The organism is Oceanospirillum sp., from assembly GCF_982874595.1.
In genome coordinates, this window is record NZ_CEYNZH010000041.1 from 1 (window position 1) to 15,292 (window position 15,292).

Annotated in this window: 12 protein-coding genes; 5 read left to right on the forward strand and 7 right to left on the reverse strand. The window is 51.4% G+C overall.

Translation table 11 applies throughout. From position 1 onward, the window contains the following. Positions 1-123 precede the first annotated feature (123 nt). Both AC4GL5_RS14140 and AC4GL5_RS14145 read right to left on the reverse strand, forming a co-directional pair. Positions 124-1,329: a GGDEF domain-containing protein gene (locus AC4GL5_RS14140; RefSeq protein ID WP_490383440.1), complete on the reverse strand. Its 1,206-nt coding sequence runs from the start codon at positions 1,327-1,329 to the stop codon at positions 124-126. A gap of 146 nt (positions 1,330-1,475) precedes the next feature. Further along, the gene (locus AC4GL5_RS14145) at positions 1,476-1,928 is read right to left on the reverse strand and encodes an Lrp/AsnC family transcriptional regulator (RefSeq protein ID WP_490383441.1); all 453 of its coding nucleotides are present in this window, start codon (positions 1,926-1,928) and stop codon (positions 1,476-1,478) included. 175 nt (positions 1,929-2,103) lie between these two features. Here AC4GL5_RS14145 and AC4GL5_RS14150 point away from each other — a divergent pair, with 175 nt between their 5' ends. Beyond that, a complete protein-coding gene (locus AC4GL5_RS14150; RefSeq protein ID WP_490383442.1) occupies positions 2,104-3,186 on the forward strand; it encodes a hypothetical protein in 1,083 nt (360 codons plus the stop codon). After that, positions 3,179-4,099 carry an EamA family transporter RarD gene (gene rarD, locus AC4GL5_RS14155; protein WP_490383443.1) on the forward strand — a complete coding sequence of 307 codons (921 nt, stop codon included), beginning with the start codon at positions 3,179-3,181 and terminating at the stop codon, positions 4,097-4,099. The genes AC4GL5_RS14150 and rarD overlap by 8 nt, the downstream gene beginning before the upstream one ends. 8 nt (positions 4,100-4,107) lie before the next feature. Here the strand turns inward: rarD and AC4GL5_RS14160 are convergent, their stop codons facing one another. The 4 genes from AC4GL5_RS14160 to AC4GL5_RS14175 form a co-directional block, all read right to left on the reverse strand. Beyond that, positions 4,108-5,277: an MFS transporter gene (locus AC4GL5_RS14160; protein ID WP_490383444.1), complete on the reverse strand. Its 1,170-nt coding sequence runs from the start codon at positions 5,275-5,277 to the stop codon at positions 4,108-4,110. A gap of 142 nt (positions 5,278-5,419) precedes the next feature. Further along, complete coding sequence (locus AC4GL5_RS14165; protein ID WP_490383445.1) at positions 5,420-7,171, reverse strand: diguanylate cyclase domain-containing protein; 1,752 nt, start codon at positions 7,169-7,171, stop codon at positions 5,420-5,422. A gap of 150 nt (positions 7,172-7,321) precedes the next feature. Beyond that, on the reverse strand, positions 7,322-8,281 hold the full coding sequence (locus tag AC4GL5_RS14170; RefSeq protein WP_490383446.1) for a tetratricopeptide repeat protein: 960 nt from the start codon (positions 8,279-8,281) through the stop codon (positions 7,322-7,324). A 131-nt stretch (positions 8,282-8,412) separates the two neighbouring features. Further along, positions 8,413-8,892: an Lrp/AsnC family transcriptional regulator gene (locus tag AC4GL5_RS14175; protein ID WP_490383447.1), complete on the reverse strand. Its 480-nt coding sequence runs from the start codon at positions 8,890-8,892 to the stop codon at positions 8,413-8,415. Positions 8,893-9,177: 285 nt separating this feature from the next. Between AC4GL5_RS14175 and putA the strand changes: the two genes are divergently transcribed. Further along, a complete protein-coding gene (putA, locus tag AC4GL5_RS14180) occupies positions 9,178-12,822 on the forward strand; it encodes a bifunctional proline dehydrogenase/L-glutamate gamma-semialdehyde dehydrogenase PutA (RefSeq protein ID WP_490383448.1) in 3,645 nt (1,214 codons plus the stop codon). Between the two features lie 407 nt (positions 12,823-13,229). On the opposite strand, the gene AC4GL5_RS14185 is transcribed toward putA, so the two are convergent. Beyond that, positions 13,230-13,463: a hypothetical protein gene (locus tag AC4GL5_RS14185; protein ID WP_490383449.1), complete on the reverse strand. Its 234-nt coding sequence runs from the start codon at positions 13,461-13,463 to the stop codon at positions 13,230-13,232. A 204-nt stretch (positions 13,464-13,667) separates the two neighbouring features. Between AC4GL5_RS14185 and oxyR the strand changes: the two genes are divergently transcribed. Both oxyR and AC4GL5_RS14195 read left to right on the forward strand, forming a co-directional pair. After that, positions 13,668-14,564, forward strand: coding sequence for a DNA-binding transcriptional regulator OxyR (gene oxyR, locus AC4GL5_RS14190; protein WP_490383450.1), 897 nt, complete (start codon positions 13,668-13,670; stop codon positions 14,562-14,564). A 182-nt stretch (positions 14,565-14,746) separates the two neighbouring features. Further along, entirely contained in the window at positions 14,747-15,271 is a 525-nt protein-coding gene (locus AC4GL5_RS14195; RefSeq protein ID WP_490383451.1) for a glycine cleavage system transcriptional repressor, read from the forward strand. The last annotated feature ends 21 nt before the right edge of the window (positions 15,272-15,292 follow it).

The following is a 15,292-nucleotide window of genomic DNA, read 5'->3' on the forward strand; positions in this document are numbered from 1 at the left end:
AATATCGAACTCAGGCCATGGCAGCCGGATAAATAAAGTGTCCAACTTTATGGGGGCACTTCACTTCAGGGGCTTTCTTTTTATAAACGCTAGGTTCTGTTGATCAGCGTTGATCAGCGTTGATCAGGATTCTTCAGCAGATTCCCGTACCGGAAAGTGAACTTCGCTGCCGTCAGGCGCTACGCATTTGGCGCGGCCGGTCTGTTTGGCGTGATAAAGACGTTTATCGGCAATATCAACCAGATCTTTCCAGCTGTGGGTGTCGTCTTCATGTTGTTCCGAGAGGCCGATACTGGCCGTAACAGGAGTACCGTCTGGTAGTTCTGCCAACCCTCTTTCCATAATGCGAGACACGACATTTTTAGCTGATTCGGAATCCGTGTGAGGCAGTAAGATCAGAAATTCTTCACCACCCCAGCGGATTGCAGCATCACCGCGGCGGATACTTTCGCTTAGGGTTTTGGCGGCCTGACGCAGGACTTCGTCACCGGCATCATGACCAAGGGTGTCATTAATGTTCTTAAACTTATCCAGGTCGATAAACAGGACAGAGAAATTAGATTGCTGCAGGCCGGTTGCCCGAAACAGGGACTCCATGATGTCCATACCGGCCCGGCGGGTCAGTAATTTAGTCAGGCCATCATAGCTGGCTTTTACCATCTGGGAGATCAGGTAGCGAACCTGCTGCAGTGACGAGAACATGGAGACCCCCAGAATCACCAGCAGCAGCCAAAGCTGAACCAACAGCATATTCATATCGCTGCCTTCACTGCGGTAAAGTCCGAAACTCGCCAGTGCTACCAGAATCACCGAGAACAGCGTGAACTCTTTCAGGGTCAGCGGGAACAGTGCCAGAGAAGCGATCACCACATAGGGCAGCAGGCCATAAAGATGCATCAGGGTGGCAGCCATTCCATTGAGCTCTGTGATGGCGATTAATGGCGAGCTCAGCTGATAAAAGAGCGTTGGAATCATCAGCATGACCATGAGACTGGTAAGGGCGCGTTTCATGCCGATTCTCACTTTGCGGGTGATATAGGCCAGTGCAAAAAAAGCACCGCCGGACACCAGACGCATTACCACAAAGGTCAGAGCAATCTCCGTAGGGAAGTAAATCAGATCCAGGATTCCCCAAGCCGGAACGACCACGCCAAACAGGATAGCGAAGGGGAATATACGGCTGGCAATCAGATCTGCTCTGTGCTGCCGGATAATTTCCTGGTGGTCTTTTGCACTGACCAGATCGGCAAACTGTTCTTTGGAATTGACACCAAAAAGTTGGTATATGGAGAGTATCAGGGTGTTCACTTTGCCTTTATCCTTGGACACTTTAATTCTTATTTCTTGAGTGCCGGTTAAGTCACGAGGATTAATCGAGGGGCTAATGTAATCAGAACGATCGACGAGGCAAAGAGTTGGCCCCCCTTAGATGGAGTTCCTTTGCGATACATCAATAGAGGCCATCGGATGAGGGCTTAAAGCTCGATAGCGGTGCGGAATTTCTCCCGACGCAGGGAGATCAGGGAGCGAAATTTTCTCAGGTAGGAATTGCTGGCCAGCTCCCGACGGGCAAAGGCCTCGTATGTCTGCATATCCGGCACCAGTACCACGAGCACAAAATCCACTTCACCGGTGACCTGATAGCACTGGGTCACTTCCGGACAGGCACTCATCTGACGGTTAAAGCTGTCGTAAACATCCAGCGTGTCCCTGTCCATCTCCACTTCCACAATCACATTGATCAGATGCCCCACCACCTGAGGACTGACGATGGAAACATCCGCCATGATAACACCGCTTTCCCGCAGTTTTTTCACCCGCTTCAGGCAGGCGGGAGCGGATAGTCCTACCTTTTCAGCCAGCTTCTGATTGCTGATGCGGTTGTCTTTTTGCAGCAGGTTGAGAATCTTTTTATCGATACGATCCATAGTGGTGTGGGCTCTGTTAATAATATTTTGTATAGGGTTTTATTTTTCTAATTTTAAAAGATTTTTAGGATAAAAAAGAAATATTTATACGCATTGAGAGGCCTAAAAGAAATCTGTGAAAAACAAAGCGGAGTAAACTTGCTCTTTCTCAGTAATCGATGATCAGGTGTGGGCTATGGCGGTAACAGACAATTTCTCCTTTCAGCGATGGTGGCAGGGTTTCAGCCGCCAGACACTACCGACGCTGGGGCGGGAGATTTTTAATGTCAGCTGGATGTTGTTCAAGCTGATGATCCCTGTGCTGATTATCGTCAGGATTCTGGAAGCCTGGGGTGCGATTCCGGTGATCGCCCGTTTTCTGGAGCCACTGATGACGCTGGTCGGTCTGCCGGAAGCGATGGGGTTGGTACTGGCCACCAATCTGCTGACCAATATCTATGCTGCCATGATGGTCTTCTTTCAGCTGGCGACCGATTATCCGATGACCGTGGCGCAGGTCAGTATTCTGGGCGGCATGATGCTGATCGCCCATAGCCTGCCGATTGAGGTGCGCATTGTTCAGATGGCCGGTGTGCGCTTTGTGGTGGCGTTAATGATGCGCCTGCTTACGGCGCTGATCTTCGGGATTCTGCTGTTTCATATTTACGATGGGCTGGACTGGTTGCAGCAACCGGCGGAGCTGGTCTGGCAGGCACCGATTGAACAGACCTCCCATCTTGAATGGGCGTGGCAGCAGTTACAGAGCTTCGCCATGATCGTGGCCGTGATCGCGACGCTTATCAGCCTGCTGCGTTTTTTACGCTGGATTCATGTGGAGCGTCTGATGATCTTTCTGCTGCAGCCGGTGTTGCGCCTGCTGGGTATCCGGCCGGAAGCGGCCAGTCTGACCATTGTCGGTATGACCCTCGGCTTATCCTTTGGCGGCGGTTTGCTGATTGAAGAATCCCGCAAAGGTCATATCGACAAAAAAGATATTTTTGCCGCCATGCTACTGCTCAGTGTTTGTCACAGTCTGATTGAAGACACCCTGCTGATTATGGTGATGGGCGCGGATATCTCGGCAGCACTTTGGTTTCGTCTGATCTTCAGCCTGCTTCTGGTGGCGGTGGTGACCCGTTTGCTGCGTTATGCCAGCGATGAGTTCTGGCAGAAATATCTGGTGACGGGGAAGGTGGCTTCACCGAATGCCCGTCAGTCTGAACAAGAGGGTGCCGATACCACCCCATCCCATCATCAGGAGGTCGCTGAACGTGGCTGAAGATAAAGATCTGCGTCAGGGCGTTATCTTTGCACTGGCGGCTTACAGCATCTGGGGCATCGCACCGGTTTATTTTAAGTCAGTGGCTCATGTGCCCGCTTTTGAGGTGCTGGTACACCGGATTATCTGGTCAGTGGTGTTTCTGCTGCTGTTTATTGGTGCGACCGGCCGCTTAGGTAAGGTGATGGCGGTGTTTAAACAGCCGCGCCTGTTGGGCGGGCTGGTGGTAACGGCCCTGATTATCTCCCTGAACTGGCTGGTGTTTATCTGGGCGGTGGCCGAGGGGCGTATTCTGGAAACCAGTCTGGGCTACTTTATTAACCCGCTGATCAGTGTGTTTCTGGGCATGGTTTTTCTGTCTGAGCGTCTGCGCCCTATGCAGTGGCTGGCGCTGAGCTTTGCCGCCATGGGGGTGCTCTATCAGTTGATTGAGTTTGGCAGTCTGCCCTGGGTTGGACTGGTGCTGGCGTTCAGCTTTGGTTTCTATGGCCTGCTGCGTAAGCAACTGGTGGTGGAAGCGGTGCCGGGACTCTTTATTGAAACCCTGATTGTATTGCCGGTGGGGCTGATCGCGCTGGGCTGGATGCAGTCCGAGGGGACACTCGTTTTTGGTCACCAGAGCTTGCAAACGGATCTGCTTTTAATCGCAGCCGGTCTGGTGACCACTTTCCCTTTGCTGTTTTTTGCCGGTGCTGCCCGCCGGTTAGCCTTGTCGATGATTGGTTTCTTTCAGTATCTGGCACCGAGCATCACGTTCGTGCTGGCTGTGTATGTTTATGACGAGCCGCTGGACAGTAGCAAGCTGGTGACATTTGCTCTGATCTGGCTGGGTTTGCTGCTCTTTACCGGAGAGAACCGGCTGGCCAGTCGCCGCCAACGCAAACAGGCGGCGGCAGGCACTGCCGGAGGCTGATAGGCCGGTTAACGATCCACCGGAACACTGCTGCGGCTGTAACTGATCAGAGCCAGCAGCAGTATGCCCGCCAGGCTGCCGTGCAACAGGCTGTAAGACTGGAAATGATTCATCAGCCAGCCGGAAAGCGCCTGCAGAATCCCCACGCCGAAAAAGCCCACCAGTGTCAGATAGGCAACGCCCCGTCCCATCAGTTGGGCGGGGATAAAGCCCCGGCAGTGAGCCATGAGCAGAGCATAGGTGTAACCGAACAGCCCCACCATCATCAGACCACAGGCCGCCAGCCAGAAAGGCGGTGTCGGCAGACTGATCATCGCAAGTGAGAGGATTATTAGCAGGGTGCCTCCGATCACCAGAGGTTTGCGCTGGCCAGTCTGACGATCCAGCAGGCCATAGAGATACATGCCCAGTGTCATCATCAGCGACATGCCCAGCAGCAGATAACCCCGTTCACTGGCATCCTGCTGGTAGCTATCCGCCAGCCAGGGGCCGGCCCACAATCCACGAACTGTCATCAGTGCCGCATAGCCGGTCAGTACCAAAGGCAGCATCGGCCACAGAGCACGAATCAGGGCAACCTTGCCCATTCCGCCGATCATCTGCATCGGACTTTCCGGTTCACTACCTTCCGCCTGACGGTCGCGACCCAGAAAGATCAGACACGCCAGCGCTGAGCAGCTGGTAATCGCCAGAATGATCCACAGAGCGCCCCTCCAGCCAAGAGCCTCGGCAATCAGAGCAAAAGGTGTGGTACTGAACAGATCCCCAAGGTTGGCCAGAGTCAGCACCAGTGCTGTCATATAAGCGAAGCGTTCTGCGGAAAATCGGCGGGATATAACGACCATAGAGCCTGTCATCAGTGGTGCGCATCCGGCCCCGATCAGTAACTGTCCGGTGTAAGCCATCCAGAGTTCGGTACTGCTGGCAAAGAGGGCGGTGCCGGAGATCGCCAGCAGCATAAAGCTGACAATGGTCAGGCGGGGGCCGAGCCGGTCAAGCGCGATACCGACAGGTAGCTGAACCGCGGCAAAGCCGACAAAAAACAGAGACGCCAGCGTACCCAGCTCGCTGTCTGACAGGTTCAGATCCTGAGACAGCTCCGGGGCGATGACGGTAATAATGCTGCGATAGAGCATGCTGATAGCGGTAGCAAAGACCAAAGCAGAAAATTCAGGCATGTTAAGCAGCTACCCCAAACGAGACTTATGAAGTCATCACGTTAGCATAGCTGCCATCACCGAAGGAACGACAAGAGAGGGATAACCGGCGAAAGGAGCAGGGAAAAATTGCTCCACTGATCGGTCAGGTTGCTGATTTAGGTTAGCTGGGGATGATTCTTTCTCCGGAGCTTTTCAGGCTCAGGCTGCTTTCGTTGGATAAGCGGACCAGATTGCGGCCTTCAGCCTTAGCCCGTAAGAGTGCGTTGTCGGCATGTTGCAGAGCCTCGTTCAGACTATCGTTCTTTTTCACGACATAGGCACCCAGGCTCACGGTCAGAGGAATCGGGTGATGAGATTGTTCTGAGTGGGCGGGACGGCAGCGCTCAACCTCTAATCGGATCGCTTCAGCAATCGCCAGAATCTGGTAGGCTTGGGTATGATTCACCAGTGCAAGCAGTTCGTCCCCTCCCCAGCGGGATGAGGTGCCCAGTACCGCGTCATCAATATGCTTTGTCATGATCTCGGTGACGGTTTGAAGCGCTTTGTCCCCGAAGCTCTGGCCGTAGCGATCATTAATCTCCTTCATAAAATCGATATCAAGCCAGATCAGGCTGAAACAAAGCCCGGAATCATCCGGTTGGTTCCTGTATTGTTCTTCAAGCAGAGAGAGCATACCGCGCCGATTAAGCAGTCCGGTTAGCGAATCAACACGCTTTGTTCGCTCCAGTTCCTGTTGGCAGAGTTCCAGTCGATGCTCAATATTCGCACGGTTTTGGCCAACCGCACTGACCAGGTGATTAAAATGTTGCATCAGTCCACCGATTTCAGCCTGTCCCTGCAGCTGATGATCAGGTGTTTTACCCTGGCTCAGTATTTCCATGGACTCTTTCAGATGGTTGACCGGTCTTAGCACCATGTAACGAATTGCCAGATTCAGAATCAGGATCATAGCAACCAGGGTGACGCCATAGACCATGAACATGCCACTGAATCTGTCCATGGGTAACAGGGTGTCGAGATCAATCAGGGTGACTTCATACCAGTCGATCTCCGGCAGGTAGGCCACGGCCATCAGGGTGCGTCGGTTATTAATGCTGATGTAGTTACTGATCACTTTGTCTTTTTGCAGATAGGCCTGATGCATTGCGTGTCGCAGCTGGGTTTTATCGGTTTCCTGATCCATCAGATGCTGAACATTGTGCTGTTGTTCTGTCGGGCGGGTGAAGCTTGAGAAATTCACCAGGTTCGTATCGTGGTGTAGCTGAATGGCTCCGGTGTGGTCGACAAAAATATTGGTTACACCGGGATCTGTTTCCTGAGTGACCCGATTCAGAACCGTGTTCAGGTTCAGGCCGGTACCGACAACACCAAGTGCTTCCGGACCATCGGTCAGAAGTATATTGAGCCAGACCTTGGTGACCTCCAGTTCAGCATCCATATTGACGTTAACGTTGATCTCTCGCTTTTGATCAATCAGGGTGTAAAACCAGCGATCTGTAGGGTTGTCCGGGCTGAGAACATAGCGCAGCTGACTGTTTTGGTAGGTGTTGTTGGCATCATTATGGAAATATTCACCGCTGTTTCTGAGTGCAACAAAATAGTTCATCTCCAAAAAGTTATAGCGAAAGCTTTCCATCTCCTTAAGAGCCCGTTGTCGTAACTCCGGGTCTTCCGGGTTACGGGCAAAATTGATCAGAGCGGTGGATTGGGCAAACTGGCGCGACAGTGCTAATTCCCGTATCAGAGGCTGCAGGGTACGCTGGCGGTCATACAGGACCTGCTTTTCAGCATAGCGAACCGCCCACTCTTCGATGACGTCTTCAATCAGGGCGCTCACTGTTGTCCAGGCTGCAAAGGAGGAGAGCAGAATGAGAATGATGGAGAACAGGGTAAAGCGCAGTTTTAAACTCATAGAGCACTCCTTTTGCACTCGGAGAAAACAAGCTGATGTGCCTTCATCAGCTTACGCTTGCAGCTTTAGCCGTCTCTTTCTGACCGGAATGAGGTCGGGCTCAGTGTCAGGCGTTCTGTCGAACTGCAAATTAATGTTAGGTAAAGACGATCAGTTTTCAGCGGTATCCAGTGTATTTTCTAAAGCACTTTCCAGTTGCTGATGCTGATTCTTTTCCAGTCGGCGATAACCTTTACAAGCCCGCGAATAACCGCTTTCACAGGCTGATTTGTACCACTTCAGGGATGCTGCAAGGTTTGGTTTCAGACGCGGGTAGCCCTCATAGAGAACCGCAAGATTATATTGGGCAACAGTAATGCCGCCATCCGCAGCCTTTTGTAGCCATTGCGCCGCCAGATCCAGATCGGTCCGGGTGCCAAGTCCGTAGTAATGCAGGTAAGCCAGAGCTAAAGCGGCTTTTGCATGGCCCTTTTTAGCGGCCAGGGTGTACCAGTTAACTGCAGATGGGTAGTTTTGTCTGGCTCCGGCACCATCTTCCGCCAGTAAGCCCAGCTGGTATTGGGCTTCTGCATGATCTTTCTGGGCCGCCTTGTAGAACCAGTGTTCAGCTTTTTTCAGGCTGGTACCGGTGCCGGCACCTTGTTTGTACATCAGTCCCAGTTGAAACTCGGCTTCGGTCAGTCCCTGCTCTGCTGCTTTTTTTATCCAGCCGATCGCATCGACTTGGTGGCTGGGTTGGTTGCTTTGTTTCAGGTATTGCATACCCAGAAGGTACTGACCTTCCGCCAGCCCCTGGTTCGCTGCTTTCTGATACCAAGTATGAGCCTGTTCCGGATCGTAGTCTCCACCACGGCCGTCTTCGTACAGCCTTCCCGCCATCAATTGTGCACGGGCATCACCTTTTTCTGCGGCATCTATAAATGCATTCAGAGCATGGGTGTACAGTGCCTGATCATAAAAACGCATAGCTTTATCAAAATCGGCACTTGCCTGTGACGAAAGCAGAAGAGAAGCCAGCAGTAATGCTATTTGCAGAAAACGCAGGGTGTTTGAATCGTGTTTCAAAGATAACGATGTGGCGGATGACGGAGAGGTCTGCCAGAGGGACATTTTAAAGCCTCGTGGGGATATTGGGTCGCGAGGCTATTCTAAATGTATGTCAGTAAATTAGGAATTAGGGATAACCCTGTTTTTTTTATAGATTTGGTCAGATTTGCCTGCAATGGAGAGGGTTTATCGGCTTATCCGGGGTTTAGCAGGTGTGATTCGATATCCTTCACGCTTTCCATAACGGCATAGGTACTGGTTTGTAAAACGAAAGGCAGTGTTGAGATCTGCTCCCCCAGCACTTTGCGATAGTCTTCCATGCCTGTTGTGCGGACTTTCAGCAGATAATCAAAACCCGCCGCGATCATGTGGCACTGCTCTACTTCCGGAATCTGACGCACGGCTTCATTAAAGGCATCCAGTGCTTTGGTTTTGGTATCACTCAGTTTTACCTGCACAAAAGCGATGTGATTCACCCCCAGGCGTTTCTGATTGACCAGGGCCACATAACCAAGAATAAAGCCCTGCTCCTCCAGTTTTTTCATGCGTAACTGGCAAGGTGTTTTAGAGAGTCCTACCCTTGAAGCTAACTCTGTCACCGTCAGTCGGGCATTTTTTTGCAGTTCACGAAGAATGGCGTGATCGATGCGATCCAGATCATCTGTGCGTTTCATTTTAATGACATCCGGTAAAAGTCAGTCGGTTGAAAAGAGTTTATCTGCAATGAATGGCAAAACACCCAAGGGCGGTTTTTCCCTGAGGAAATAGTCCCTTAGAAACAGGGTTTTTGCCAAATAGTTAATATCTCTAAAATTATAATAGGCTTTTTTTATATTGTCTTAAATATAGCTAAAAAAATAAAACTAAAGCCTAAAAAGGAAAAAAATATAGAGAAAAAGGCTATAGCCCTAAAGCTAGAATGCTGGGCTATAGATTCAACAATAACGAAAGGTGTCGATATGACTCAGGCAATGAAGACTACAACAAATGCCGCTGCGAACACGACCGCAATCCGAGATGCGATCCGTGATCACTACCTGGCAGATGAAACCCGTTCGGTTAATGCATTGGTTGAGATGGCAGACTTGTCTGCCGAAACACGACAGCAGATCTCCCATGAAGCGGCAAAACTGATTACCCGCGTTCGTACATCTGCCAAACCTTCGATGATGGAAAACTTTCTGGCGGAATACGGCCTGACAACGAAAGAGGGCGTGGCCCTGATGTGTCTGGCAGAAGCGCTGCTGCGGGTGCCGGATGCCGAAACCATTGATGAACTGATTGAAGATAAGATTGTTCCGGGCAAATGGCAGGAACACCTGGGCCAGTCCGAATCAGCGCTGATCAACACCTCCACCTGGGGGTTGATGGTGACGGGTAAGCTGATCGCCTCTCCTGATGACAAAGGCCTGACCAATACCCTGCGCGGTATGATTAAGCGTCTGGGCGAGCCTCTGGTGCGTACCGCTGTTAAGCAGGCGATGAAAGAGCTGGGTCGCCAGTTTGTACTGGGCCGCACTATTGAAGAAGCCACCAAAAACGGCAAGAAGCAGCAGGCCCGTGGCTACAACTACTCCTATGACATGCTGGGTGAAGCCGCACGTACCGATGCGGATGCTCTGCGTTATCACCGCGCATATGCTGATGCGATCAGCAAAATCGCTTCAGCCTGCACCCACGATGATATCCGTAATAATCCAGGTATCTCGGTAAAACTGTCGGCGCTGCACCCGCGTTATGAATTTGGTAAATACGACAGCGTGATGGACGTTCTGGTTGAACGTACCTTCCAGCTGGCACTGATGGCGAAAGAAGCCAATATGGGCTTCAACATCGACGCCGAGGAAGCAGATCGTCTGGATCTGTCTCTGGATGTGATCGAAGCAGTACTGGCGCGCCCTGAGCTGGCAGGCTGGAACGGTTTTGGTGTTGTGGTTCAGGCCTTTGGCCCGCGCGCACCTTTCGTGCTGGACTGGCTGTACGCCACCGCTGAGAAGCTGGATCGTAAGATCATGGTTCGTCTGGTAAAAGGCGCGTACTGGGATGCAGAGATCAAGCGTGCGCAGGTTATGGGTCTGGATGGTTTCCCGGTATACACCCGTAAGGTGAACACCGACGTATCGTACGTTTCCTGTGCCACCAAGCTGCTGAAAATGACGGACCGCATCTACCCGCAGTTTGCGACTCATAACGCGCACTCTGTGGCGGCCATTATGAATCTGGCGGATGATCTGGATAAGTTTGAATTCCAGCGTCTGCACGGTATGGGTGAATCCCTGCATGATGTGGTTGTGCAGGAAAACAAAGTTCGCTGCCGTATCTACGCACCTGTAGGTGCACACCAGGATCTGCTGGCGTACCTGGTACGTCGTCTGCTGGAAAACGGTGCGAACAGCTCTTTCGTTAACCAGATTGTTGATACTTCGATCGCCCCTGAGCAGATCGCCCGTGATCCGTTTGATGCTGTGATGGCACTGGAAAGCATTCCTAATCCGGTGATTACCCGTGCCGCTGACATTTATGGTGAGAAACGCCGTAATGCTAAAGGCTGGGATATCACTGATATTCGTACCGTTGACCAGCTGGATAAAGAGCGCAGTGCTTACCTGAGCCACAAATGGCAGGCAGCCCCCATGATTGCTGGTGACGTTGAAGGTGCGAACACCAAAACCGTGATCAACCCGGCCAATCATCAGGATGTGGTGGGTGAGGTGCGTGAAGCCTCAGAAAAAGATATCGAAACCGCGATCACTGCGGCTCAGGCCGGTCAGAAAGCCTGGGAGGCGCTACCGGTTCAAGAGCGTAGCGCCCGCATCCGTAAATTTGCGGATCTGATGGAAGCGAATGCCGGGGAATTCTTTGCTCTGGCGACCCGGGAAGCGGGTAAATCTCTGCTGGACGGTATCGCTGAGATCCGTGAAGCCGTGGATTTTGCCCTTTACTACCCGAACGAAGCGGAACTGCATAATGATGATGGCACGGCTCGTGGCCTGATTACCTGTATCTCTCCGTGGAACTTCCCGCTGGCGATTTTCGCTGGTCAGATCTGTGCGGCACTGGCGGCCGGTAACGCGGTTCTGGCGAAGCCTGCAGAACAGACTGTGCTGATGGCAGCCCGTGCCGTTGAACTGATGCACGAAGCGGGTATCCCGAAAGATGTGATCCAACTGCTGCCGGGTGCCGGTGCGGTTGTCGGTGCGGCGCTGACCTCTGACTCCCGTATCAATGGTGTTTGCTTCACCGGTTCTACTCCAACGGCACAGCATATTAACCGTTCAATGGCCGCAAACATGTCACCGGAAGCGCCGCTGATTGCGGAAACCGGTGGTATGAACGCCATGATTGTGGACTCTACCGCTCTGCCGGAGCAGGTGATCCGTGACGTACTGGCATCCTCTTTCCAGAGTGCCGGTCAGCGTTGTTCTGCCCTGCGTGTACTGTATGTACAGAAAGATATCGCTGATCATCTTTTGGAGATGCTGTTCGGTGCGATGGATGAGCTGACCGTGGGTAACCCATGGCTGATCAGCACCGATGTAGGCCCTGTGATCGACAAGCTGGCGCAGGACAAGATTATGGCGCACATCAACACGTTTAAAGAGCAGGGTCGTTGCCTGAAGACTTACGAAGTGCCAACAACTGGGACTTTCGTACCGCCAACCGTGATCAAGCTGGATAGCATCAACGAGATGGAAGAAGAGATCTTCGGTCCTGTGCTGCACGTTTGCACCTTTGACGCCAGCGAGTTGGATCAGGTGATTGCCGATATCAACGGTCGTGGTTATGGCCTGACCTTCGGTCTGCATACCCGTATGGATTCCCGTATCGACTACGTGACCGAGCGTGTTCATGTGGGCAACTGCTACGTGAACCGTAACCAGATCGGCGCGATCGTTGGCTCTCAGCCATTTGGTGGTGAAGGCCTGTCCGGTACCGGTCCTAAAGCGGGTGGTCCTCTGTACGTTCGTCGCTTTAAAAATATTGCCGGAGAGAATCGTGCTGAATCACTGCAGGGTGACCTGATCTCAGAAGCTCAGCTTCAGGATGCGGTTAACAGAACGCTGAAACTGGCGGTTAAAGAGCCTGCTCAGGCTATTACCGATGTTGAACAGCAGCTGGGTGCACTGGCTTCTCATGTGAAGTCTGATTTGTTGGCAACCCGTGAAATGCCTGGGCCAACCGGTGAGCTGAACCGTCTGAGTTTCCATGCACGGGGTCTGGTGCTGTGTGCTGGTCCGGATCTGGACAGTGCAACTCAACAGGCGGCAGTGGCTCTGGCTCAGGGTAACCGTGTTGTCGTTGTTGCGCCGGGTGTTAAAGCACTAGCTGATCAGCTGGCTTCTGCAGGCCTGCCGATTGTCGGTCTGGATGGTGCGGTGGATGCTGCTGTACTGGCTGGGCTCACCGGTATCGATGGGATCGCCAGTAATGCAGCCCGTGATGTGCTGACCGCTTACCGTGAAGTACTGGCAAAACGCGATGGTGTGCTACTGCCGCTGTTGACTGAAGCGCACCTGCCGGAGCGCTTTGTACACGAGCGTCACCTGTGTGTGGATACCACAGCAGCCGGTGGTAACGCCAGTCTGATTGCATCCACTAACTAAGCGCGTTTTCTTAGTCCAAGTGATCTTGTTAAACCGTTTTGGGCAGGCCTGTTCGTGTGCCGGCAAGTCTGCCCAGCTTTAACTAAGGGTGTTGAGAGTGTGTCGTAAGATGCAATCTTCTCACTTTTAGATGTATCTCGTTTCTTTCCAAGGTAATGAGATACAGACCGTTCGTTGGAATTGTTGTTTGTACTTGTCTATCCCCAAACCCTCGTTGGTGGATGCCACAAATTTTTGTGGAGCTTTTCCGTTATTCGGAGAGTCGCCCCGGTTTTTAACCGGGGCTTTTTTTTGTCTGCGCTTAGCGCTATGAAAGACAACGGATCAGGCTGAAAACTGAACAGAAGAAAAATGCCTCAAAGCGGAACATTTTGGTTCTTTTATGGCGGCAATGATCCGTTTACAGGTCAGGCAACACGGTTCAGGCCAAGCAGATTGCCGAGTTGTCCAACGTTCTCCGAGATACTTCTGCTACGGTTTCTGAACTCTTTTTGTAGTTCAAACATAGCGGCTTCCAGCTGCAAGGCATGAGCTAACTCATTATCCAGACACTGTTTTTTTCGTATTGTGCTGTTCAGAATTTTATCTTCCATGTGAGTATTACGCATTTTTTCCGCAATCTCTAAATCTGATGCTTTCATCGTTTTCTACTTATAGGTTGGTCAGTATTGGATGCTTCCTATTAAATGACTTGCACATGACATACCAATGACCATTTTTTTTATGATGTTATTTTTTATCTTCTGACACCGGTTCTGATATTCCTAAGTCATTGCGGTGTTAGCAGGCCCGGCTTAAGATAGGTAAAACCTTTAAAAAATCAATATATAAGCAAGGGTGAACCTATGGTAAAGCTGCGTGATCTGGAGTATCTGGACGCGATTGATCGATTTAAGCACTTTGGTAAAGCGGCAGAAGCTTGTTTTGTCAGCCAACCTACGCTTAGTGGTCAGATCATGAAGTTAGAAGAGCAGTTAGGTTTGCAGCTTGTTGAACGACATCGCAGAAATGTCATGCTAACGCCTGCAGGCGAACAGCTGGTAAAAGAAGCGCGTAATGTACTGAACGCAGCTCAGGTGTTTGAAGAAACGGCCCGAACGTTACTCGACCCTCTGGCCGGCGACCTACACATGGGGATGATTCCTACTCTGGCTCCTTATCTTTTACCTCATGTTATGGAGCCCCTTAATCAGCGATTACCAAAGGTTAGTTTCTATCTCCATGAGAAGCAGACCAAGGTGCTGATGCGTGAGTTGAATGAGGGAAAACTGGATCTGCTGATTTTGCCCTGGCTTGATGATATGCAGGGCGTTGAGCGCTACGATCTGTTTGATGAACCGCTGGACCTGGCGGTATCTCCTCAGCACCCGTTGGCGGAGAAGGATATGGTTACCTTTGATGACCTGAATAATCAACAGCTGCTGACATTGGAGGATGGTCACTGCCTGAGGGATCAGGCTTTGGGTTATTGTTTTACCTCTGGCGCAAAAGAGGATCATCGTTTTCAGGCGACCAGTCTTGAGACCCTGCGCTATATGGTGGCAAGCGGTATCGGTATGACCATGTTGCCGAGATTGGCGACTCACAATCTGGAAGACACCCATCGCATCCGCTATATCCGATTTAAAACTCCGGAACCGACCCGGAATATTTCTCTGCTGATTCGGCCGAACTATTCCCGGATGACCTGTGTGCGGGAAGTGGTTAGCTGTGTGCGTGAAGTGATGAAGGATTTGTTTTGAATTGCCTGAATTATCCTGGAGCTATCCGTATTCCGCATACTAACGCCTTGTTTTGTCGTAAAAAAGTTATTTGAAAGCACGTTAAAGCGTGCTATCTCTAATGAACATTCCAATTGCGGAAGTGCCTTTCAAGGAAGGTGGAATCATCGCAAGTAATCATAAAGGCAGAGCGGAGAAAGGTTATGTCACAACAACTGGTATTAACCCTGATCGGTGACGATAAGCCCGGTCTTATAGAAAGAGTTTCTGAAACGATCGTTAAGCATCACGGTAATTGGCTCGAAAGCCGTATGTCCCATTTAGCGGATAAGTTTGCCGGTATTCTGACCGTTGCGGTAGCCGATGATCAGGCAGATGCGCTGGTGGAAGATCTGGTGGCGCTGGAACGTTTTGGCCTGACGGTAACCGCGGCCAAGGCGGGCGCACATGTTGTGGCTGGTTCTACCGTGTCTCTGTCGGTAGTAGGCAACGACAAACCGGGTATTGTGAAAGAGGTGTCTCAGGTGCTGAGTGGCCTGCAGGTTAATGTGAAAGAGCTGGATACCTGCTGCGAACCTGCACCGATGAGTTCAGAGATGCTGTTTAAGGCTGATATGGTACTGACGGTTCCTAACGGCGTAACCTTGACTCAGGTGGAAGAGGCGATTGAGGCCTTGGGTAGTGATCTGATGATTGAATTTAACAGTGAAGAGAAGGTTGCCGGATAAAAAGCAGGATTTGATGGGCAA